24 protein-coding genes are annotated in these 19,286 nt (G+C 63.6%); 12 read left to right on the top strand and 12 right to left on the bottom strand.

From position 1 onward, the window contains the following. Positions 1 to 25 precede the first annotated feature (25 nt). The gene (locus K4A76_RS06795; RefSeq protein WP_029887109.1) at positions 26 to 757 is read right to left on the bottom strand and encodes an amidotransferase; all 732 of its coding nucleotides are present in this window, start codon (positions 755 to 757) and stop codon (positions 26 to 28) included. Between the two features lie 218 nt (positions 758 to 975). Between K4A76_RS06795 and K4A76_RS06790 the strand changes: the two genes are divergently transcribed. Together K4A76_RS06790 and K4A76_RS06785 are read left to right on the top strand one after the other, a co-directional pair. Next, positions 976 to 1,218, top strand: a complete 243-nt coding sequence (locus K4A76_RS06790; RefSeq protein ID WP_125920340.1) for a hypothetical protein — start codon at positions 976 to 978, stop codon at positions 1,216 to 1,218. A gap of 66 nt (positions 1,219 to 1,284) precedes the next feature. Then, positions 1,285 to 2,085, top strand: a complete 801-nt coding sequence (locus K4A76_RS06785; protein WP_274411781.1) for a cytochrome c — start codon at positions 1,285 to 1,287, stop codon at positions 2,083 to 2,085. Between the two features lie 68 nt (positions 2,086 to 2,153). Here K4A76_RS06785 and K4A76_RS06780 read toward each other — a convergent pair whose 3' ends face one another. The 4 genes from K4A76_RS06780 to K4A76_RS06765 form a co-directional block, all read right to left on the bottom strand. Next, entirely contained in the window at positions 2,154 to 2,483 is a 330-nt protein-coding gene (locus K4A76_RS06780; protein WP_054881731.1) for a ribonuclease E inhibitor RraB, read from the bottom strand. Positions 2,484 to 2,660: 177 nt separating this feature from the next. Then, positions 2,661 to 2,897: a hypothetical protein gene (locus K4A76_RS06775; RefSeq protein ID WP_009682021.1), complete on the bottom strand. Its 237-nt coding sequence runs from the start codon at positions 2,895 to 2,897 to the stop codon at positions 2,661 to 2,663. Between the two features lie 202 nt (positions 2,898 to 3,099). Beyond that, on the bottom strand, positions 3,100 to 5,157 hold the full coding sequence (locus tag K4A76_RS06770; protein ID WP_110677948.1) for an LTA synthase family protein: 2,058 nt from the start codon (positions 5,155 to 5,157) through the stop codon (positions 3,100 to 3,102). Positions 5,158 to 5,301: 144 nt separating this feature from the next. Continuing rightward, entirely contained in the window at positions 5,302 to 5,493 is a 192-nt protein-coding gene (locus K4A76_RS06765; RefSeq protein ID WP_009683250.1) for a PLDc N-terminal domain-containing protein, read from the bottom strand. Between the two features lie 126 nt (positions 5,494 to 5,619). Between K4A76_RS06765 and K4A76_RS06760 the strand changes: the two genes are divergently transcribed. Next, positions 5,620 to 6,558, top strand: a complete 939-nt coding sequence (locus tag K4A76_RS06760) for a ZIP family metal transporter (protein ID WP_054911873.1) — start codon at positions 5,620 to 5,622, stop codon at positions 6,556 to 6,558. Positions 6,559 to 6,583: 25 nt separating this feature from the next. Here the strand turns inward: K4A76_RS06760 and K4A76_RS06755 are convergent, their stop codons facing one another. Continuing rightward, entirely contained in the window at positions 6,584 to 7,114 is a 531-nt protein-coding gene (locus tag K4A76_RS06755; protein WP_009683248.1) for a hypothetical protein, read from the bottom strand. Between the two features lie 58 nt (positions 7,115 to 7,172). Then, on the bottom strand, positions 7,173 to 7,697 hold the full coding sequence (locus tag K4A76_RS06750) for an ankyrin repeat domain-containing protein (RefSeq protein ID WP_054881728.1): 525 nt from the start codon (positions 7,695 to 7,697) through the stop codon (positions 7,173 to 7,175). A 266-nt stretch (positions 7,698 to 7,963) separates the two neighbouring features. Here K4A76_RS06750 and K4A76_RS06745 point away from each other — a divergent pair, with 266 nt between their 5' ends. Further along, a complete protein-coding gene (locus K4A76_RS06745; protein ID WP_054890614.1) occupies positions 7,964 to 8,236 on the top strand; it encodes a DUF3509 domain-containing protein in 273 nt (90 codons plus the stop codon). A 108-nt stretch (positions 8,237 to 8,344) separates the two neighbouring features. On the opposite strand, the gene K4A76_RS06740 is transcribed toward K4A76_RS06745, so the two are convergent. The 3 genes from K4A76_RS06740 to aroC form a co-directional block, all read right to left on the bottom strand. Then, positions 8,345 to 8,881: an oxidase gene (locus tag K4A76_RS06740; protein ID WP_274411780.1), complete on the bottom strand. Its 537-nt coding sequence runs from the start codon at positions 8,879 to 8,881 to the stop codon at positions 8,345 to 8,347. Beyond that, positions 8,881 to 10,035, bottom strand: a complete 1,155-nt coding sequence (locus K4A76_RS06735) for an MFS transporter (protein ID WP_054890616.1) — start codon at positions 10,033 to 10,035, stop codon at positions 8,881 to 8,883. The genes K4A76_RS06740 and K4A76_RS06735 overlap by 1 nt, the downstream gene beginning before the upstream one ends. A 132-nt stretch (positions 10,036 to 10,167) precedes the next feature. After that, positions 10,168 to 11,259 (bottom strand): chorismate synthase, encoded by a 1,092-nt coding sequence (aroC, locus tag K4A76_RS06730; RefSeq protein ID WP_274411778.1) that lies wholly within the window; start codon positions 11,257 to 11,259, stop codon positions 10,168 to 10,170. Between the two features lie 212 nt (positions 11,260 to 11,471). Between aroC and K4A76_RS06725 the strand changes: the two genes are divergently transcribed. Then, the gene (locus K4A76_RS06725) at positions 11,472 to 12,434 is read left to right on the top strand and encodes an alpha/beta hydrolase (protein ID WP_054890590.1); all 963 of its coding nucleotides are present in this window, start codon (positions 11,472 to 11,474) and stop codon (positions 12,432 to 12,434) included. A 64-nt stretch (positions 12,435 to 12,498) separates the two neighbouring features. Next, positions 12,499 to 13,281: a hypothetical protein gene (locus K4A76_RS06720; protein WP_274411777.1), complete on the top strand. Its 783-nt coding sequence runs from the start codon at positions 12,499 to 12,501 to the stop codon at positions 13,279 to 13,281. 107 nt (positions 13,282 to 13,388) lie between these two features. Here K4A76_RS06720 and prmB read toward each other — a convergent pair whose 3' ends face one another. Continuing rightward, positions 13,389 to 14,297 carry a 50S ribosomal protein L3 N(5)-glutamine methyltransferase gene (gene prmB, locus K4A76_RS06715; protein ID WP_009683238.1) on the bottom strand — a complete coding sequence of 303 codons (909 nt, stop codon included), beginning with the start codon at positions 14,295 to 14,297 and terminating at the stop codon, positions 13,389 to 13,391. A gap of 179 nt (positions 14,298 to 14,476) precedes the next feature. On the opposite strand from prmB, the gene K4A76_RS06710 reads away from it, so the two are divergent. From K4A76_RS06710 to K4A76_RS06690, 5 genes are all read left to right on the top strand, one after another. Next, complete coding sequence (locus K4A76_RS06710) at positions 14,477 to 15,067, top strand: cysteine hydrolase family protein (RefSeq protein WP_009683237.1); 591 nt, start codon at positions 14,477 to 14,479, stop codon at positions 15,065 to 15,067. A gap of 85 nt (positions 15,068 to 15,152) precedes the next feature. Beyond that, positions 15,153 to 15,473 carry a hypothetical protein gene (locus K4A76_RS06705; RefSeq protein ID WP_009683236.1) on the top strand — a complete coding sequence of 107 codons (321 nt, stop codon included), beginning with the start codon at positions 15,153 to 15,155 and terminating at the stop codon, positions 15,471 to 15,473. Positions 15,474 to 15,628: 155 nt separating this feature from the next. Continuing rightward, positions 15,629 to 16,189, top strand: coding sequence for a Smr/MutS family protein (locus K4A76_RS06700; protein WP_009683235.1), 561 nt, complete (start codon positions 15,629 to 15,631; stop codon positions 16,187 to 16,189). 69 nt (positions 16,190 to 16,258) lie between these two features. Beyond that, positions 16,259 to 16,804 (top strand): GTP cyclohydrolase I FolE, encoded by a 546-nt coding sequence (gene folE, locus K4A76_RS06695; RefSeq protein WP_054911867.1) that lies wholly within the window; start codon positions 16,259 to 16,261, stop codon positions 16,802 to 16,804. A gap of 59 nt (positions 16,805 to 16,863) precedes the next feature. Beyond that, the gene (locus tag K4A76_RS06690; RefSeq protein ID WP_054890592.1) at positions 16,864 to 17,235 is read left to right on the top strand and encodes a glutaredoxin; all 372 of its coding nucleotides are present in this window, start codon (positions 16,864 to 16,866) and stop codon (positions 17,233 to 17,235) included. Positions 17,236 to 17,304: 69 nt separating this feature from the next. On the opposite strand, the gene K4A76_RS06685 is transcribed toward K4A76_RS06690, so the two are convergent. Further along, positions 17,305 to 17,907 (bottom strand): glutathione S-transferase family protein, encoded by a 603-nt coding sequence (locus tag K4A76_RS06685; protein WP_161893190.1) that lies wholly within the window; start codon positions 17,905 to 17,907, stop codon positions 17,305 to 17,307. Between the two features lie 144 nt (positions 17,908 to 18,051). Here K4A76_RS06685 and K4A76_RS06680 point away from each other — a divergent pair, with 144 nt between their 5' ends. Further along, positions 18,052 to 19,242 (top strand): benzoate/H(+) symporter BenE family transporter, encoded by a 1,191-nt coding sequence (locus K4A76_RS06680; protein ID WP_274411776.1) that lies wholly within the window; start codon positions 18,052 to 18,054, stop codon positions 19,240 to 19,242. The last annotated feature ends 44 nt before the right edge of the window (positions 19,243 to 19,286 follow it).

The following is a 19,286-nucleotide window of genomic DNA, read 5'->3' as shown; positions in this document are numbered from 1 at the left end:
GCTGCTGTGCAGCAGCCCCCGGCCATTACGCCGCGTCGTGTTTGCTGACCGGTTGCTGGATGAACCGCAACATCCACTCGCCCACCAGGTCGCCCTGGTGCTCGCTGGCCAGGCTGGCCACCGCCTTCTGGTACACCTCGTCGCCCAGGTATTCCTGGCGCGCATCGAGCAGCGCGCGGGAGTAGTCGTGGACAAACTCCGGGTGGCCCTGGAAGCACAGCACCTGGTCACGGATGTGATACGCCGCATTCGGGCAGAAATCGCTGGAGGCAATAACCGTGGCGCCTTCCGGCAGTTCGGTCACCTGGTCCTGGTGGCTGATCAGCAAGGTCAGCTCCGACACCTCAGGGTCCATCCACGGTGCGTGCGCCGCCAGCGAGTAGCGGTGAATGCCCACGCCCCAGCCCTTGTCGGCACGCTCGGCCTTGCCACCCAGGGTCAACGCCAGCAGCTGGTGGCCAAAACACACACCCAGCAATTTCTCGCCACGGGCGTAAAGCTTCAACAGGTAGGCCTTGAGCGTCTGGATCCAGGCATCGGTACCAAACGAGTCTGCCTTGCTGCCCGTGACCAGGTAGGCATCGAACACTTCGCTGTCGGCGGGGTAATCGCCGTTCATCACGTTGTACACACGAAACTCTGCGGCAATCGGCTGCCGCGAGAACAGCTGCTCGAACATCCTGCCGTAGCCCTGGTATTGCGCCGTCAATTCCGGCCGCAGAACATCGGTCTCAAGGATGCAGATGCGTAACGACATAGGATTAGTCCTGAACGACATGGGTGGGAATCTGCTGTAGAGCCTGACGCGAAAGGCACGTACAAGCAAGTAGGCGGCACTGACGAACGGTCACATTTTGTCGGCGCGCCGTGGATGGCTGCGCCACCGTCTAGCGAGAGCATGCTAGCGAGATGGCACATGGCCTCATAGCCATGAGGCCTCAAAATCTCGACAATTAGAACAAAGAGTTCTCGAACATGGATAACGCACACCCTACTGTTGGTTGTATATCCACTAACAAAAGGCAGGCAGTAAAGGCGCCACACCACGCTACTGCGATCGACCCGAAGCGCGACAAGGAAGCCAACGGGTACTCAGGAATAACAACAAGAAGGCGGTCCGCCATGTTCAGACATTCGAAAATACGCCAAGCCGGGCTTATTTTATTCGCCACCACATTGCTGCTGATCGTGCCGAACCTGACACGGTTGTTCGGCTGACTGCAGCAGTGGCGTCTACGGGCAGTGCGCAGGTAACCTGCTGGCCTCTCTGGTCGGAGTGTACCCATGCGCCATTGCCTTGCCCTGTTTGCGCTGCTGCTGAGCCTGCCACTGTCGGCGGCACAACTGCACCTTGAACTCGGCGCTACCCAGCGCCGGTGGAGCAGCGAAGAACTGCTCAGCCACCCGCAAGCGCAGACCATCCGCATCGAGCACGACGTAGCCTACAAACGCCCCATGCAGTACCGGGCGGTGCCGTTGGCTGCGCTGTTGCCTGGCGTTACCGCCAGCGACCACCTGCAGGCGGTGGCGCTGGACGGTTTTGCCGCAGAAATGCCCGCTGCGCCGCTGTTGCAGAAAGGCCCGGCGCAGGCCTGGCTGGCCGTGGAAGACCCCAACCAGCCTTGGCCACCGCTGGGTGCAGGCAAACCTGGCGCTGGGCCATTCTACCTGGTGTGGACAGCAGCGCAGGCCGGCGGTATACGCCCGGAGCAATGGCCGTTCCAGATCGTAACCTTGCGCCAGCTCGCCCCGGTAGCCCAGCGGTACCCTGCACTGCTGCCCGACCCGGCGCTACCCGCCGACAGCCCGGTACGCCAGGGCTTTGCCCTGTTCCAGCAAAGCTGCATGGCCTGCCACCGCCTGAACGGTGCGGGGGATGCGCAGGTTGGGCCGGACTTGAATGTGCCGCACAACCCCACCGAGTACTTTCAGCCGGGTTATTTGCGCATGTTGATCCGCGACCCGCAAAGCCTGCGGCAGTGGCCACAGGCGAAGATGCCGGGCTTTGCCGAAAGCGTGCTGAGCAACAAGGAGCTGGATGCGCTGCTGGGCTATTTGCAGCATATGGCCAAGCGCAAGCGTTAGTGGCTGCTTAGGGTAAACCCGCCCCTGCCTGGCGCGGGTGTGCCTGAGATGATGGCCACGCAGGGCTGCTAGGCCGTGAGCCGCTCGTGCTTGACCCCCCAACCCTCCACCTCGCCGCCATAGGGCGTCACCAACTGCTCGAAGGCCTCTTCAAAGTCGCCAATCCCACAATAGGTGGCATACATGACCTTGCTCAGTTCCAGATGCCAGCCACCGTCGCCCTCCTTCACCTGGGCATTGAGCGATTCGCCGCGAAACTGCCTGGCAGCACGGCGCGCCCCGGCTTCGTCGGGGAATACGGCATAGAACTCGATGGGGTGGATCTGGGTGAAGTCGAAACCGCCTGCTTTCATCTGGCGCAGGACGTTGCTGCTGATATCGTCGTTCTGGCTGCTCATGAAACGTCCTCCTGAATAATGCAATGGATAGACTTTCCGTGCTACTGCGCACCTGCCGGCAGCGGCCGGGCAGTACGAGCTGATGCAAGACGCGAATGTATGCGGTGCCAGCCCGCATAATAGGCGAGCACCTGCTGACAGCGTAGCGCCTGCCAAGGCACCACGCAAACGTGTGGGTTAGGGCTGTTCCTCAATGCTTTTGATCATTACGCCGCTGTGCTCACGCAGCCAGCGTGCAGTGGGGGAAATGCTGCGGTCCTGGAAGTCGTTGAGGTCCAGCTCGGCCATTACCGGAAACAGGTGAGAACGAATGGCCCTCGCCGCCTCTTCCTCGCTAGGACGATGCTCGGCTTTCAACACCAGAGTGGACGGTTCGCCCTTCTGGTCGGCAAAAATGACTTCCCACTCTTTCATCTAACGGACCCTCTGAGTCAAGGAACACAGGGTGTGTGTTGCGCCTGAATAACTGACCTTGGAGCAGGGAGAATGTTCAGTAGGATGAAAGCGGCAGGCGCCGAAACGTGGGGCCCCCATCGCGACCCAGAGCCGCCCACAGGGGTAGCGCCAACTCGAGGCTGGCGCAGCCACTGTGGCAGCGGGTTGACCCCGCCAGCTTTTACTTCGGCGTGCCGTGCACCACACCGGCGGTGTTGTCCAGCAGGCTCTTGGTGGCGGTCTGGATGTACGCTTCAAGCTGCTTGAGCAATTGCGGCTGGTCGGGGCTTTCGATCAGCTCGGCCTTGAACTCGCTGCCCAACTGGTAGCGGTACATGCGCGGGGTCATGTCCTTGGACTCGATCAGAATCCGGTCGCCCTGTACCAGGCCGACGATCTGTTCGCTGCCCGACGGCTTGATCATGCCCACGCCCTGGTCGCCCTCAGGCAGGTTGAGCAGGTCGCGCCCCCAGCACTGGTGGCGGGCCTTGCCACCCAGGCGGCCCATGATGGTCGGCACGATGTCGACCTGGGTGCCCACGGTGTGGTTGACCGCACCGAACTTCTCCTGAATGCCCGGGGCAATCAGCAGCAGCGGCACGTTGAAGCGGCCCAGGTCCAGCTCGGTGACCTGCTGGTGGTTGCCGAAACCGTGGTCGCCAACGATCACGAACAGGGTGTCCTTGAAGTACGGCTCTTTGCGCGCCTTCTCGAAGAACTGGCCCAGCGCCCAGTCCGAATAACGCATGGCGGTCAGGTGCTCGTCCAGGCGGCCCTGGCCGGTCACTTTCTCGACGGGCAGGTCTTTGGGCAGCGCATACGGGGTGTGGTTGGACAGGGTCTGCAGCAACGCATAGATCGGCTTCTTGCCATCGTGCTTGGCCAGCTCCTCGTTGCCGCGGTCGAACATGTCCTGGTCGGACACGCCCCAGGTGGGGTCGGAGAACACCGGGTTGACGAAGTCGTTGCGGCCAATGAAGGTGGTCATGCCCTGGTTGCCGAAGAACCCGGACTGGTTGTCCCAGGCGAAGTCGCCGTTGTAGACGTAGACGTCGTCGTAGTCACGGGCGCTGAGCAGGGCTGGCAGGCCCGACAGCTTGTGGCCGCCTTCCGGGGTTTGCATCAGGTACTCGAAGCCCGGCAGGTTGGGGAAGCACGCCATGGTGGCGAACATGCCCTGGTGGGTGTGCGTGCCGTTGGAGAAGAAGCGGTCGAACAGCAGGCCCTCTTTGGCCAGCTTGTCGAAGTACGGGGTGATGTTGTTCGGGCTACCCAGCGCACCGACCGAGTGGCCGGCAAAGCTTTCCATCAGGATCACCACCACGTTCTTGACCGCCAGGGTGCGCTCGGCCGGCGGCAGGAAGTCGCGGCGCACGGCAGCTTCGTCGGCATCGACCAGGGTGTCGTTCGGGGTCAGCAATTGCTTGCGCACGGTTTCGGTGGCCAGGCCCTGCTCCAGTACCGGCTTCCAGATGTTGGCGCGGTCTTCGCCGAAGCGGCTCTTGGCGGCGTCGATCAGGGTCAGGGTGCCGTTCAGGCCCAGCTGGTTGACGAAGTTAGAGTCGGTGGTGAACGCATCGCCCCAGCGCATCGGCGGGCCTTGGCGCAGCGTGCCACGGGCGGCGACCACGGCCACCAGCAAGACCACCATGAACACGGCCAGACGGTTGTACCACGGCGCCACGCGTTGTGCGCCCTGGCCCCGGGTGATGCGGTCGATGCCCTTGAACAGCAGGCTCAGCAGCCAGGTGCCGAAAGCCCAGGCCAACAGGTAGCGCACCACCGGGAAGCCGTACCAGAGCATGCTCAGTACGGTTTTCGGGTCTTCCTTGATGTACTGGAAGACCAGGCCGTTGAGGCGCTGGTGGAACTCGCGGTAGAAGTCCATTTCCATCAGGCCAAGGAACATCACCACGCTGGAGGTGAGTGTCAGCCAGAAACGGAACACACCTCGCCGGGCCATGGCCCACGGGCTGAGCATGGCCAGCAACAGCGGAATGCTGAGGTACACCACCACCCGCAGGTCAAAGCGCAAGCCATTGATGAAGCCTTCGGCGACGGTCGAGTAAGGGGTATCGCCGATCATATCGCTGTTGTAGACCAACAGCGCCAGGCGCACGAGGCTGAGCATCAGCATGATCACCAGGCCGCTGAGCAGCGTGTAGGCCAGGTGGGATTTCAGGGTGGGCGAGAACGGTGCTCGCGCGCCCCGTTGCTTCAAGGCGTCCGTGTTAGCCATGAATGGGAAGGTCCTAGGATTGCGGGTTGCGAAGAGGGCGTTGGCACTGGGCCAACGCAGCATTGTGCGGGTGCGGATTCTGTTTAAACCAATGTGAAAATTTTGTCACGGGTGTATTGCCGTTCATGTGGGCTGTAGGAGCGGTCAGATCCGCACATTCCCCCGCGGCCCGGCGATGGCCCAGATCACCAGGCCCACCACGGGCAGCAGTGCGATCAGCAAAATCCACAACACCTTGCTGCCCACCTCGCTGCCGCTCTTGATCACGTTGAGGATGGCCCAGATGTCCAGCGCCAGAATGATCAGCCCAACCAGGCTGTTGAATGTCGACCCCATGCTTTGACTCCCTTTCAGAGGCTGTGCTGCACAGCATAGTCAGCTATCACGGCAATAGAAGGGAATCCTTGGCGGTGGCGGCAGGTCCCTGAGTAAACTGCCAGCAGCCATTGAACCGAGGTCCGCATGCCCGTCGCACAGTCCCAAAGCCCTACCCCACCCTCGCTGCGCAACGCCTGGCGCCAACAGGTCGTGAATGCCCCGTGGCTCAGCGCCGGGCTGGCGCTGAGCCTGCTGGCGGTTTGTGCATTGCTGGCGGCCAGCTTCTGGAACGCGGTGAACGGCGACCATGCCGACAACCTGCACTTGGCGCTGCTGGGCGGGTTGTCGGGGTTCGGCGCCACGGCACTGGGGGCAGTGCTGGCGGTGGTGCTGCGCGATGTGAGCGCACGCACCCAGGACGTGATGCTGGGCTTCGCCGCCGGCATGATGCTGGCAGCCAGTTCGTTTTCGCTGATTCTGCCAGGGCTGGACGCCGCCCGCGAAATCACCGGGAGCGGCCCGGCGGCGGCGTTTACCGTGGTACTGGGCATGGGCCTGGGCGTGCTACTGATGCTGGGCCTGGACCGCTTCACCCCGCACGAGCATGAAAGCACCGGCCCGTGTGGCCCCGATGCCGAGCGCATCAACCGAGTGTGGCTGTTCGTGCTGGCGATTACCTTGCACAACCTGCCGGAGGGCATGGCGATTGGCGTGAGCTTTGCCAATGGCGACCTGAACATCGGCCTGCCGCTGACCAGCGCCATTGCCATCCAGGACATCCCCGAAGGCCTGGCCGTGGCGCTGGCCTTGCGCGCTACCGGCTTGTCGAACTTCAAGGCTGCACTGGTGGCCATTGGTTCGGGGCTGATGGAACCGCTGGGGGCGGTGATCGGGCTGGGTATCTCGACCGGCTTCGCCCTCGCCTACCCCATCAGCATGGGCCTGGCGGCGGGGGCGATGATCTTCGTGGTCAGCCACGAAGTGATTCCCGAAACCCACCGCAACGGGCACCAGACGGCGGCGACCCTGGGGTTGATGGGTGGGTTTGCGGTCATGATGTTTCTGGATACCGCGCTGGGCTGAAGTTTTGAGTTGGCTGTACAGGCCCTCAGGCATGCACGGCAACTTTCAGCGCTTCAAGGGCCGGCTCGACCTTGATCCCCAGCTCCGCGCCCAGTTCCAGCACCCGCGCCAGGTCGTGCTGGCCCACCATCACCATCTGCAGCTCGTCATCCAGCAATTGGCTGAAGTTCAGCAGCACATAACCGCCAGCCTCCTTGTTCAGCGCGCCCATCTGCACCTGAATGCGGTTCAAGGCAGTCAGCGGTTCGGTCCGGGCCAGTTGTTTGGGCTTGAGGGTGAACGGCACGCTGTTGTCGAACGAGTCGCTGATCTGCTGGAACAGCGCCTGGTAGCTGTCGGCCTGGAACACCACGGTGTCCGGCAGGCTGCCCAGCACCACCCATTCGCCCAGCGGGATCGGGAAGGTGTCGTCGTAGTTGATATCAGGGTTGGCGGCGAGGAACGCGGCCGGGTCGGCGTAAGCCTGGGCGGCCTCGTCGGCGATGCGCTCGATGTCGGCCTCGCGCATGCAGCCAGCGCCAATGAGGCTGATGAATTCGAGCAACTGAGTTTTCATGAGGGGGGCCTGCGGCGGGTGAAAGTCGCCAAGGATAGCCGCAAATGCCCCCAGGCCGTTAGCCGGCCTGCACTTGCAGGCGTGCTGCGGTATCCACCGCGCCCATGGTGCGCGCGGCCATCAGCGCGGTGGCCCCGCGGGCGTCCTGGCGCGCCGGGTCGGCGCCCTCGGCCAACAGGTAATCGAGGATCTCGCAGCGGTTGAACATGGCCGCCAGCATCAGCGCCGTGCGCCCATCCTGGGCCGCTGCGTCTACCGGCACGCCGTGCTCGAGCAACAGGCGGATCATTGCCAGGTCACCCTTGAAGGCGGCACCGGCTATCGGCAACTGGCCGTTGTCGTTGGCAATCAGCGGGTCGGCGCCGTGGGCCAGCAGCACCCGTACCGCGTCGTGGTGACCGTGGTAGCTGGCCAGCATGACCAGGGTGTCTCCTTTGTGGTTACGCAGGTTGGCCGGCAGGCCGCTGGCGAGCAAGCGCTCGAGCATCTCGGCATCGCCCTGGCGGGCCCGTTCGAACACCTGCTCGGCGAAGGCTGCGGTTTCGTCATCGGTCATGGTGGCGTGTGCGGCTTGGCTGGTCATCGGGAACCTCCTTGCGTAAATGATTGCCCAAGTGTTTGTCAGGCACGCAATTGCGGTCAAAGGTTCATATTCTATTGCGCCGATAGCTACCGCCCGCTTCGTGCAAATTGCACTGTGCAAAATGCACGACCTTGCAAGCTGCACGGAAGCGCTTCTGCAAAAGCATTGTAAGCCACTGAATTTAAAGGAATTTTCATGAATTCAGATTCTGGCACGGTCACTGCAACTACCTACTCATGTCTGCCACACATCAGCCAGGAGTTGCTATGGACCTTATTCAGCAAAAATTCGTCTCGGTATTTTCGGCCTACGAAGTGACCACCCAGGCTCGCCCGGACGGCGGCGTGCTGCTGACCCTGCGTGCGGCTGATGGCAAAGTGACCCGACGCGTACTGACCTATGGGCAAATGCACAGCGCCGAGCAGCTGTCGTGGGCCATCAGTGCCATCCGCCGTGACCTGGCTGAACAGGCCAGTGAGCTGCCGGTGATCTCGATGCTGCAGAGCCAGCAACGTTTTGCCTTGCCGACCTACCGCTGAGTGCTGTGGAGCCTGAACGGCCCTCTTCGCGGGTAAACCCGCTCCTACACTGAATGCGTGATGCCATGTGTAGGAGCGGGTTTACCCGCGAAGAGGCCGGTGCAGGCATTACAACTCGTCGATGCCCAGAAATGCCCGCGCACTCACATCCCCGGTAAACCTCGCCTGCGCACCCTGCTCGCTGCCATACAAACGCAAGGCCAGGCAGAACGGCGCCTCACCCAGCTCGACCCAGCGCCGCGTGCCAGCCGGCACGTGCAATTGATCCCCCTTCTCGCACAGCACCGAATACACCCATTCGCCCACCCGCAGCCCCACTTGCGCGCGCCCGCTGATCACGGCGAAAACCTCGTCGGCGTCATGCACGTGTTCATCGCGCACATCAACCTGCGCCGGGTCCTGACCGTCACGGTTGAGCAGTACGAATGCCTTGCTGCCCTGCGCGGTCATCAGCTGGTCCAGGTACGCGCGGCACGCCGCCAACACCTCGTCATGCGCAGTGCCTGGGCGCACCCGTACGCCAGGTTCGGCATGTTCTAAACGCACGCCGTGTTCAACCAGGGTTGCGGCGATGTCATCGTGGTGGGTCAACACCTTGTGCGGCAATGCCGGGCTGGCGGTGTGGAAAACGCTGAGAATGCTCATCAGGGGCGGGTCCTGGTCGGTTGCGAACAAAGGCCAATGATAACGGCTGCAGCCAAGGCTGCGGCACTGGCCATACCAAAGGTGAAGCTGGGCCCCAGCAGTTTCCAGCTGTAACCCGAATACAAAGCCCCCAACGCGCCGCCAGTACCCGACAGCGCGGCGTAGAAGGCCTGGCCCTGGCCCTGCTGGCGAGCGCCGAAGCTGGCCTGCACGAACGCGATGCTGGCGGCGTGGAAACAGCCGAACGTGGCCGCATGCAGCAGCTGGGCGAAAACCAGCACCGCCGGCTCGGCCGCCAAGTTGCCCAACAGCAGCCAGCGCACGGCGGCCAGCAGGAAACTGGCCAGCAACACACGTTGCACGCTGAAACGGGCGAACAGGCGGCTCATGCCCATGAACATCAACACCTCGGCCACCACCCCCAGTGCCCACAGCAAACCGATGGCGCCACGGCTGTAGCCCAGGTGTTCCAGGTGCAGGGTAAGGAAGGTGTAGTACGGGCCGTGGCTGAGCTGCATCAGCGCCACGCAGGCATAGAAGGCGATCACACCGGGCGCACGCAGTTGGCGCAGGAAGCCGCCGGCAGCGCTGCGCTCGCCCTGCTCCACCGGCTGGGCATTGGGCACCCACAGGCTGGCGGCGACGATACCGCCCATGATGATGACCAGCGCCAGCGGGTAGATGTCCAGGCTCAGCCACTCGAATACACGGCCCAACCCCACCACGGTGAGGATGAAGCCGATCGAGCCCCACAGGCGCACCTGGCTGTAGCGTGCCGTTTGCCCATGCAGGTGGGCCAGGGTGATGACCTCGAACTGCGGCAGTACCGCGTGCCAGAAGAACGCATGCAGGGCCATTACCAGCGCCAGCCAGGCGTAGCTTTTACCGAAGAACACCAGCGAGAAGCTGGCCAGCGTGCACAGCGCCCCCAGGCGCACGATCAGCAGGCGCTGACCACTGCGGTCGCCCAGCCAGCCCCACAGGTTGGGGGCAATGCAGCGCATCAGCATAGGGATGGCCACCAGCTCGCCGATCCGCGCCGGGCTAAAGCCTAGGTGGTCGAAGTACAGGGCCAGGAACGGCGCGGTGGAACCGAGCAGGGCGAAATAGAACAGGTAGAAGCTGGACAGGCGCCAGTAAGGGATGGGTTGCATGGGGCGGCCTTGTTGGGGGCCTGTAGCGGCCCTATGGCTGGCAAGCCAGCTCACACAGGTGGCCCACAATGTTCTGGTTTGTGGTGACCCTGTGGGAGCTGGCTTGCCAGCGATGGGGCCGGTGCAGGCAGATCAGCGCTGGCCCAGCACCGGGGTAGTCACCTGCACATCGGCGTTTTGCGCACGGTGGCGCAGCAGGTGGTCCATCAGGGCAATGGCCATCATCGCTTCGGCGATCGGCGTGGCACGAATACCCACGCACGGGTCGTGGCGGCCCTTGGTGATCACCTCGACCGGGTTGCCATCCACGTCGATGGAACGCCCCGGGATGGTGATGCTGGACGTCGGCTTCAGCGCCAGGTGGGCCACGATGGGCTGCCCCGAGGAAATGCCACCCAGAATGCCGCCGGCATTGTTGCTGAGGAAGCCCTCTGGGGTCAGCTCGTCACGGTGCTCGGTGCCCCGCTGGGTCACGCTGGCGAAACCGGCGCCGATTTCCACGCCCTTGACCGCGTTGATGCTCATCAGCGCGTGGGCCAGTTCGGCGTCGAGGCGGTCGAAAATCGGCTCGCCCAGGCCAGGCATCACGCCTTCGGCAACCACGGTGATCTTGGCGCCCACCGAATCCTGGTCACGGCGCAGTTGGTCCATGTACGCCTCCAGCTCCGGCACCTTGTCTGGGTCGGGGCTGAAGAAGGCGTTCTGCTCCACCGATTCCCACGTTTTGAACGGGATTTCGATCGGCCCCAGCTGGCTCATGTAGCCGCGCACGGTGATGCCCTGGCTGGCCAGGAACTTCTTGGCGATGGCACCGGCGGCCACGCGCATGGCAGTTTCGCGGGCCGAGCTGCGGCCGCCGCCGCGGTAATCGCGCAGGCCGTACTTGTGGTGGTAGGTGTAGTCGGCGTGGGCCGGGCGGAACAGGTCCTTGATAGCGGAGTAGTCCTTGGACTTCTGGTCGGTGTTGCGGATCAACAGGCCGATCGAGCAACCGGTGGTGCGCCCTTCGAATACGCCGGACAGAATCTCCACCTCGTCGGCTTCCTGGCGCTGGGTGGTGTGCCGGCTGGTGCCGGGCTTGCGCCGGTCCAGGTCGTGCTGGAGGTCGGCGAGGGAAATTTCCAGGCCCGGTGGGCACCCGTCGACAATGGCGACCAACGCCGGGCCGTGGCTTTCGCCAGCGGTGGTGACAGTGAACAGCTTGCCGTAGGTATTGCCGGACATGGACGCTCCGCGAGATCTGCCTGAAATGGACGAAAGCGGCAGTATACAGATGGTTTGATCGCCTGTGCTGGCCCTTTCGCGGGCACGCCCGCTCCCACAGATATCGCCCCCTGTGCGAGCGGGCATGCCCGCGAAGAGGCCAAACCTGCCAAGCCCCCCAGAACCTTCCCCAAAACATTGGGTCAAACCCAAATCTCCCCATGTAGTACCGCATGATGTCGCGCCTTGTCGCCCTGTTCCTCTTGCTGTGTACCGGCCTGGCCCAGGCCGCCGCCCCCACCGTGCTGCAACGCCCCATCGACCTCGACACCGGCCAGGGCGTGCTGCACGGCAGTTTGCTGCTGCCGCAGCAAGCCACACCGCCGCCGGTGGTGCTGATCATTGCCGGCTCTGGCCCTACCGACCGTGACGGCAACAACCCGGCCTCGGGCAGGGTCGACAACCTCAAGCGCCTGGCCCTGCTGCTGGCCAACGAACACATTGCCAGCGTGCGCTACGACAAGCGTGGCGTGGCTGCCAGCCAGCCTGCCGCACCCGATGAGCGGGACCTGAGCGTGGAGCGCTATGTGGCCGACGTGGTCGCCTGGAGCCACAAGCTCAAGGCCGACCCGCGCTTTGGCCCGCTGATTCTGATCGGCCACAGTGAAGGTGCGCTGATTGCCAGCCTGGCCGCCGAACAGGCCGGGGCCAGCGCCGTGATTACCCTGGCCGGCAGCGGCCGGCCAATGGCCGACGTGCTGCGCGAGCAGCTGGCCCAGCGCCTGCCGCCGGCGCAACTGGCCGGTGGCAGCGCCCTGCTCGACCGCCTGCAGGCCGGGCAAACCAGCCTGGACGTGCCGGCACCGCTGCGCCAGGTGTTCCGCCCTAGTGTGCAGCCCTACCTGATTACCCTGTTCCGGCAAAACCCCGCCGCCGCCTTCGCCCGCCTGCCGATGCCGGCGCTGATCGTGCAGGGGCGCAACGATGTGCAGGTGGACGTGGCCGACGCCGAACGGCTCAAGGCAGCCAAGCCGGATGCGCAGTTGGTGTTGATCGACGGCATGAACCACATGCTGCGTATCAGCCCCAAAGACATGAGCCAGCAACGCGACAGCTACCTCAACCCTGAGTTGCCCCTGGCCCGCGAACTGGGTGAGCGAATCGTGACCTTCATCCAGCATTTGCCTTCGGCCTGAGGCAACGGCCTCAGGTCTGCGGCCTGCCTGCCGATACAGCAGGCATAGCCGAGGACCAGCCCCGATGACCATTGCCCCCGCCGCCGCAGAGCCGGCCGAAGAGCCCCAGGACAACCCCGCCCAGCCCTGGGCCGACCTGCCGGTCGAACACTTCCAGCTATTGCGCCTGGCCGCGCTGCCCACCGACCGCAGCACCGGCGCCCGGCCGCTGCGCTTTGTGCAGTTCGGCTATGCCGAGCGCCATGACAAGGCCCACAGCTTGCTGCGCATGGAGATCCAGTTGCCTGGGCAGAAGGTGCACAAGGAACAGAACCGCCTGGACATCCGCGTGGACCATGCCGAACGCCGGGTGCGTATCGGCAACGCCCAGGGCTTGCAGCTGGAGCCGGTCAACCGCGGCATCGGCCGCTTCCTGCTGGCCCACGCCGCGCAGTGGCTGCAGCGCAAATGGTCGCATTACCAGGTCGAGGGCATGCCCTTGCCGAACAAGGACGCCCTTAACGAAGACTCGCGCCTGCGCCGTGACCACTGCCTACGTGGGGTGGGCATCGAGGTGGAGTACGAAGACGCCCAGCACTTGAAAGGCCGCACCGTGGAAATGCCTGTGGGGCAGTTGAAAGCAGCCTGGAGCAATGAACGGCTGCAACGGGTGGCTATCCTTGATGCCGCCAGCTTGCTGCAGCAGGCAGACCAGCAGTTGCAGGAAAAAGACGCACAGCTGCGCGAGCGTGATGAGCGGGTGGCCAAGTACCAGCGTGAAGATGGCGGGCTGCGCTTTACCATTACGTGCCTGGTGGCGTTTGCGGTGTTTCAGGCGGGGCTGCTGATCTGGATTGCAACCCGTTAAGACAGCGTTGCCTGTTTCGCGGGCTTACCCGCTCCCACAAGGACCGGTGATATACCGGTGGGAGCGGGCGTGCCCGCGAATGGGCTGCAAAGCAGCCCCGTTCGGAATCAGACGCGGCCCTTGAACAGCTCCTGATGCTGGCGGCACTGCTCAGCGGTCAGCATGAACACCCCATGCCCGCCGCGCTCGAACTCCAGCCAGGCAAAGTCCACCTCGGGGTACAGCGCCTCCACATGCACCTGGCTGTTGCCCACTTCGACGATCAGCAAGCCTTTTTCGGTGAGGTGGTCGGCCGCTTCGGCCAGCATGCGCCGCACCAGGTCCAGGCCATCATTGCCACAGGCCAGGCCCAGCTCCGGCTCGTGGTGGTACTCGGCCGGCATGTCGTCGAAGTCCTCGGCGTCGACATACGGCGGGTTGGACAGGATCAAGTCGAAGCGCTGCCCCGGCAAGCCGGCAAAACCGTCGCCCTGCACGGTGTACACGCGGGCGTCCAGGCCGTGGCGCTCGATGTTCTGGTTGGCCACTTCGAGGGCCTGGAACGACAGGTCGGCCAGCACCACTTCGGCCTCGGGGAACACGTCGGCGGCGACGATGCCGATGCAGCCCGAACCGGTGCACAGGTCCAGAATGCGTGCCGGCTCGTTGGCCAACCACGGCTCGAAGCGCTTTTCGATCAGCTCGCCAATGGGTGAGCGCGGCACCAGCACGCGCTCGTCGACAATGAACGACATGCCGCAGAACCAGGCCTCGCCCAACAGGTAGGCGGTTGGCACGCGCTCTTCGATACGGCGCTTGAGCAGGTGCTGCAGGCGCACCCGCTCGTCGTCTTCGAGCATGCAGTCCAGGTAGCTGTCGGCCACCTCCCATGGCAGGTGCACCGCACCCAGCACCAGCAGACGGGCTTCGTCCCAGGCATTGTCGGCACCATGGCCGAAGAACAGGTCATGCTCATGGAAGCGGCTGACTGCCCAGCGGATGTAGTCGCGCAGGGTGCGCAGGCGGGATGTGATCACGGGGTACTCCTAATTCAGACCGGACAAAAGTCTAACAGCCTGGGGCACAGATTTGTTCCATCGGATCGTTGCCGGGCTAGCCACAGGCCAGTAACCATGCCACTTGCGTTGTCAACCATTCCCATTGGCGCCAATGCAGGGGAGAATAGGTGCACAAAAGCCCTACCAAGGAGCCCTTGATGTCCGTTCCAACCACGATGTTCCGCCTCACTGGCCGCGATTACCCGCCGGCCAAGCTGAGCCACGCCAGCCTGATCATCATCGATGCGCAAAAGGAGTACCTCAGTGGTCCCCTGCAGTTGTCGGGCATGGACGAGGCCGTGGCCAACATCGCCAGGTTGCTCGACGCCGCCCGCAAAAGCGGCCGTCCGATCATCCATGTTCGCCACCTGGGCACGGTGGGTGGCCGTTTCGACCCACAGGGGCCCGCTGGCCAGTTCATTCCAGGGCTGGAGCCGCTGGAGGGCGAAATCGTCATCGAAAAGCGCATGCCCAACGCCTTCAAGAACACCAAGCTGCACGAAACGCTGCAGGAGCTGGGGCACCTGGACCTGATCGTGTGCGGTTTCATGAGCCATTCCAGTGTCAGCACCACCGTGCGCCGCGCCAAAGACTATGGTTACCGGTGCACACTGGTAGAAGACGCTTCGGCAACCCGCGACCTGGCGTTCAAGGACGGGGTCATACCGGCCGCGCAGATCCACCAGTGCGAAATGGCCGTGATGGCCGACAACTTCGCTTGCGTGGCCCCTACCGCCAGCCTGATCTGAGGCCCTGGCACGACCGCCCGGCTGCCGGGCGGAACCCAATGGGCGGCGGCAGGTCGAATTCCGGATATCCACAGAGGAAAGCGGAATGAAGCTCAAAGGCAGTTTCGACGCCAAGCGCCTGCGCCCGCGCCAACCGCGTAATTGGGGCGCCCGCCTGGCGGCCGGGCTGTCCGCCCTGCTGGCGACCCTGGGCGTACTGCTGGCCATGGCCGGCATCGCCGGCTTGCTAGGCAACTACCCTGCCCTGCAGGAACTCAACGCCAACAAGGCGTTGTCCAGCATCGTTACCGTGGCAGGCCTGCTGCTGCTGTGGCTGGGCGTGCGCTTGTGGCGGCGCAGCCGCATTCGCCTGCGGCGCGGGCGTGAGCTGAACCTGTCGCCACATCTGATGAAGAAGCATGATTGAGGGTTTTGTATAGGCTGTGCCGGCCTCTTCGCGGGTGAACCCGCTCCTACGCCCGGTGGTAGCCCTGTAGGAGCGGGTTCACCCGCGAAGAGGCCCGCACAGGCTGCATAAAGCCCCCACAGTCGCGTAAACTACGCCGCCCACGTGGAGGCACCATGCAAGACGACGATTTTTCCCTGTTCAAGGCCGAAGTGCGCGGCGTAAAGCCGATCCGCCACGACCGCGCCGAAGTCGGCAAGCCCAAGGCCGACCGCCAGCAGCTGGCCGGCCTGCGCCAGGCGGCGACCGTTCGCAGTGACAAGGCGCTGGTCATCGACGGTATGTCTGACCAGTTCGTGATCGACGTGGGCGCCGAAGACGAACTGATGTGGCGCCGCGACGGCGTGCAGGAAACCCAGCTGCGCAAGCTGAAACTGGGGCAGATCCCGTTCGAGGGCAGCCTCGACCTGCATGGCATGACCGTGGAGAAGGCCCGCGAAACCTTGTGGGCCTTCATCGCCGAAGCCACCAAGCTGGAAGTGCGCTGCGTACGCGTGACCCATGGCAAGGCTGCGCGCCTGGACGGCAAGCGGCCGATGATCAAAAGCCACGTCAACACCTGGCTGCGCCAGCACCCGCAGGTGCTCGGCTTTGCCTCGTGCAGTGCCCGCCACGGCGGCACCGGTGCCGTGTATGTGATGCTCAAGCGAACCATGCTCGAAGGCCGCGACGAGTAACGCCGCGCTTGCAGCGCCGCGCGCGCCGCCGTAACCTTCGTTTTTGCGATTTTTTCCCAAGGTAGATCCATGTCCCTGGAACAGAACTACACCGAGATCCTCAGCCAGCTTGGCGAGGACGTCTCCCGCGAGGGCCTGCTCGACACGCCCAAGCGGGCTGCAAAGGCGATGAAGTACCTTTGCCGCGGTTATGAGCAAACACTGGAAGAAGTGACCAACAACGCGTTGTTCAGCTCTGACAACAGCGAAATGGTACTGGTCCGGGACATCGAGCTGTATTCGATGTGCGAACACCACATGCTGCCGTTCATCGGCAAGGCGCACGTGGCCTACCTGCCCAAAGGCAAAGTGCTGGGCCTGTCCAAGGTCGCGCGCATCGTCGACATGTTCGCCCGCCGCCTGCAAATTCAGGAAAACCTCAGCCGCCAAGTGGCCGAGGCTATCCAGCAGGTTACCGGTGCCGCCGGCGTGGCCGTGGTGATCGAAGCCAAGCACATGTGCATGATGATGCGCGGTGTGGAAAAACAGAACTCGACCATGATCACCTCGGTGATGCTGGGCGAATTCCGCGACAACGCCGCCACCCGCAGCGAGTTCCTCAGCCTGATCAAGTAATTGGCTGCACACCCCGAGCCGACCCTTGCAGGTCGGCTTTTGCATTTCAGGAGTTGCCCATGATCGTCAAAGCCCTGCGGGTTGGCCTCGGCCAAGTCATCGTGTTCGCAGACTGGATCAGCCGCCCGGCCAAGTGCAAGCGCGACGCCGCCGCCCAGGCCCGCGTCGACCAGGCGGCCAAGGGCCTGGCGCTGTACCAGTTCCATGCCTGCCCGTTCTGCGTCAAGACCCGCCGCACCCTGCACCGCCTGAACGTACCGGTGGCGCTGCGTGATGCCAAGAACGACTCGGCGCACCGCCAGGCCCTGCAAGAAGGTGGCGGCCGGGTGAAAGTGCCGTGCCTGCGCATTGAAGAAGCGGGCAAGGTGACCTGGATGTATGAGTCCAAGGCCATCATTGCCTACCTGGATGAGCGGTTTGCTTCGGCCTGACAGGTTTCAGCTTTCCTGCACTGGCCCTATCGCCGGCAAGCCAGCGATGGGGCCGGTACAGGTTAGCGGTCAACCCACCATCGGCACATGCCTTGGGTGGCTGGCAACCCGCGCCAGCCAGGCGCGAACGGCAGGGTAATCGGCCAGGTCGAACCCGCCCTGATGGGCCACATGGGTGTAGGCATACAACGCCACATCGGCAATCGAATACTGCTCACCGACCAGGTACGGGGTCATCTGCAACTGGCGTTCCATCACCTTCAAGGCCTTGTAGCCGCCCTTGTGCAGCTTTTTGTATTCCTCCATACGCTCATCTGGCAGCCCCAGGTAAAACTGGATGAAACGCGCCACGGCAATGTACGGTTCGTGGCTGTACTGCTCGAAGAACTGCCACTGCAACACCTGGGTGCGCAGGCGCGGCTCGCTGGGCAGGAATGTGCTGCCATCGGCCAGGAAATTGAGAATGGCGTTGGACTCCCACAGGTAAGTGCCGTCTTCCAGCTCCAGCACCGGCACCTTGCCATTGGGGTTCATCGCCAGAAACGCCGGCGTTTCGGTCTCGCCCTTGAGAATGTCCACCGGGTGCCATTCATACGGCCGGCCCAGCAGGCTCAACATCAACTTGACCTTGTAGCAGTTACCCGACTGGTAGTCGCCATAAACCTTGTACATTGCCCCTCCCTGCAAAGCAGTTTTGCAATTGCGCCCAATAGTTGGCGACTGTACGGCTAAAAGCAATGGCCGCTGTATGGCAAGGATCCACCTTGCTGGTTGTAGTCTGAAAAAACTGCTTACACCTTTACAAGGACTTTGTTCATGAACAATGCCACTTCCGCACGCCTGCGGCCCCTGGCAGACAGCGCCCCGTCGGCGGTGGTCGCCGGCTTCATCGCCATGCTCACCGGTTATACCAGCTCGCTGGTGCTGATGTTCCAGGCCGGCCAGGCGGCCGGGCTGACCACTGCGCAGATCTCGTCGTGGATCTGGGCGCTGTCGATTGGCATGGCGGTGTGCAGCATCGGCCTGTCATTGCGCTACCGCACCCCCATCACCATTGCCTGGTCCACCCCCGGCGCAGCGCTGCTGATCACCAGCCTGGGCGGGGTCAGATACGGCGAGGCCATTGGCGCCTACATCACCTGTGCGGTGCTGGTGCTGGTGTGCGGGCTGACCGGCAGCTTCGAGCGCCTGGTCAAACGCATTCCGGCGTCGCTGGCTTCGGCCTTGCTGGCGGGCATCCTGTTCAAGATCGGCAGCGAAATTTTCGTGGCGGCGCAGCACCGTACCCTGCTGGTGTTGGGCATGTTCTTCAGCTACCTGCTGGTCAAGCGGCTTTCGCCGCGCTACTGCGTGCTGGCGGCCTTGCTGGTGGGTACCGCACTGTCGGGCGCGCTGGGCCTGCTGGACTTCAGCGGCTTCCACCTGGAAGTGGCCAAGCCGGTGTGGACCACGCCGAGCTTCTCGCTGGCCGCCACCATCAGCATCGGCATCCCGCTGTTCGTGGTAGCCATGACTTCGCAGAACATGCCTGGCGTGGCCGTGCTGCGCGCCGACGGCTACCAGGTACCGGCCTCGCCCCTGATCTCGGCTACCGGTTTTGCCTCGCTGCTGCTGGCGCCGTTTGGCTCGCACGGGGTCAACCTGGCGGCGATCAGCGCGGCCATCTGCACTGGGCCGCATGCCCATGAAGACCCCAGCAAACGCTACACCGCAGCGGTGTGGTGCGGGATTTTCTACGGCATCGCCGGGGTGTTCGGGGCGACCCTGGCAGCGCTGTTTGCCGCGTTGCCGAAAGAGCTGGTGCTGTCGATTGCGGCGCTGGCGCTGTTTGGCTCGATCATGAACGGGCTGACGGTAGCCATGAGCGAAGCGCGCGAGCGTGAGGCGGCAGTGATTACCTTCATGGTGACGGCGTCGGGGCTGACCCTGTTCTCGATCGGGTCGGCGTTCTGGGGGATTGTGGCGGGGGTTTTGGCCCTGGTGATTCTTAACCCGCGCAAGGCCTGAAGGTCATTATTGCCTGTACCGGCCCTATCGCTGGCAAGCCAGCT

The organism is Pseudomonas sp. NEEL19, assembly GCF_028751975.1.
Classification (GTDB): domain Bacteria; phylum Pseudomonadota; class Gammaproteobacteria; order Pseudomonadales; family Pseudomonadaceae; genus Aquipseudomonas; species Aquipseudomonas juntendi.
This window is presented reverse-complemented; position numbering and strand designations above follow the sequence as displayed.

What these genes read in the sequence shown, in the direction of transcription:
- K4A76_RS06795 (WP_029887109.1), bottom strand. Translation starts at nt 757, where the DNA reads ATGTCGTTACGCATCTGCATCCTTGAGACCGATGTTCTGCGGCCGGAA.
- K4A76_RS06790 (WP_125920340.1), top strand. Translation starts at nt 976, where the DNA reads ATGGATAACGCACACCCTACTGTTGGTTGTATATCCACTAACAAAAGG.
- K4A76_RS06785 (WP_274411781.1), top strand. Translation starts at nt 1,285, where the DNA reads ATGCGCCATTGCCTTGCCCTGTTTGCGCTGCTGCTGAGCCTGCCACTG.
- K4A76_RS06780 (WP_054881731.1), bottom strand. Translation starts at nt 2,483, where the DNA reads ATGAGCAGCCAGAACGACGATATCAGCAGCAACGTCCTGCGCCAGATG.
- K4A76_RS06775 (WP_009682021.1), bottom strand. Translation starts at nt 2,897, where the DNA reads ATGAAAGAGTGGGAAGTCATTTTTGCCGACCAGAAGGGCGAACCGTCC.
- K4A76_RS06770 (WP_110677948.1), bottom strand. Translation starts at nt 5,157, where the DNA reads ATGGCTAACACGGACGCCTTGAAGCAACGGGGCGCGCGAGCACCGTTC.
- K4A76_RS06765 (WP_009683250.1), bottom strand. Translation starts at nt 5,493, where the DNA reads ATGGGGTCGACATTCAACAGCCTGGTTGGGCTGATCATTCTGGCGCTG.
- K4A76_RS06760 (WP_054911873.1), top strand. Translation starts at nt 5,620, where the DNA reads ATGCCCGTCGCACAGTCCCAAAGCCCTACCCCACCCTCGCTGCGCAAC.
- K4A76_RS06755 (WP_009683248.1), bottom strand. Translation starts at nt 7,114, where the DNA reads ATGAAAACTCAGTTGCTCGAATTCATCAGCCTCATTGGCGCTGGCTGC.
- K4A76_RS06750 (WP_054881728.1), bottom strand. Translation starts at nt 7,697, where the DNA reads ATGACCAGCCAAGCCGCACACGCCACCATGACCGATGACGAAACCGCA.
- K4A76_RS06745 (WP_054890614.1), top strand. Translation starts at nt 7,964, where the DNA reads ATGGACCTTATTCAGCAAAAATTCGTCTCGGTATTTTCGGCCTACGAA.
- K4A76_RS06740 (WP_274411780.1), bottom strand. Translation starts at nt 8,881, where the DNA reads ATGAGCATTCTCAGCGTTTTCCACACCGCCAGCCCGGCATTGCCGCAC.
- K4A76_RS06735 (WP_054890616.1), bottom strand. Translation starts at nt 10,035, where the DNA reads ATGCAACCCATCCCTTACTGGCGCCTGTCCAGCTTCTACCTGTTCTAT.
- aroC (WP_274411778.1), bottom strand. Translation starts at nt 11,259, where the DNA reads ATGTCCGGCAATACCTACGGCAAGCTGTTCACTGTCACCACCGCTGGC.
- K4A76_RS06725 (WP_054890590.1), top strand. Translation starts at nt 11,472, where the DNA reads ATGATGTCGCGCCTTGTCGCCCTGTTCCTCTTGCTGTGTACCGGCCTG.
- K4A76_RS06720 (WP_274411777.1), top strand. Translation starts at nt 12,499, where the DNA reads ATGACCATTGCCCCCGCCGCCGCAGAGCCGGCCGAAGAGCCCCAGGAC.
- K4A76_RS06710 (WP_009683237.1), top strand. Translation starts at nt 14,477, where the DNA reads ATGTCCGTTCCAACCACGATGTTCCGCCTCACTGGCCGCGATTACCCG.
- K4A76_RS06705 (WP_009683236.1), top strand. Translation starts at nt 15,153, where the DNA reads ATGAAGCTCAAAGGCAGTTTCGACGCCAAGCGCCTGCGCCCGCGCCAA.
- K4A76_RS06700 (WP_009683235.1), top strand. Translation starts at nt 15,629, where the DNA reads ATGCAAGACGACGATTTTTCCCTGTTCAAGGCCGAAGTGCGCGGCGTA.
- folE (WP_054911867.1), top strand. Translation starts at nt 16,259, where the DNA reads ATGTCCCTGGAACAGAACTACACCGAGATCCTCAGCCAGCTTGGCGAG.
- K4A76_RS06690 (WP_054890592.1), top strand. Translation starts at nt 16,864, where the DNA reads ATGATCGTCAAAGCCCTGCGGGTTGGCCTCGGCCAAGTCATCGTGTTC.
- K4A76_RS06685 (WP_161893190.1), bottom strand. Translation starts at nt 17,907, where the DNA reads ATGTACAAGGTTTATGGCGACTACCAGTCGGGTAACTGCTACAAGGTC.
- K4A76_RS06680 (WP_274411776.1), top strand. Translation starts at nt 18,052, where the DNA reads ATGAACAATGCCACTTCCGCACGCCTGCGGCCCCTGGCAGACAGCGCC.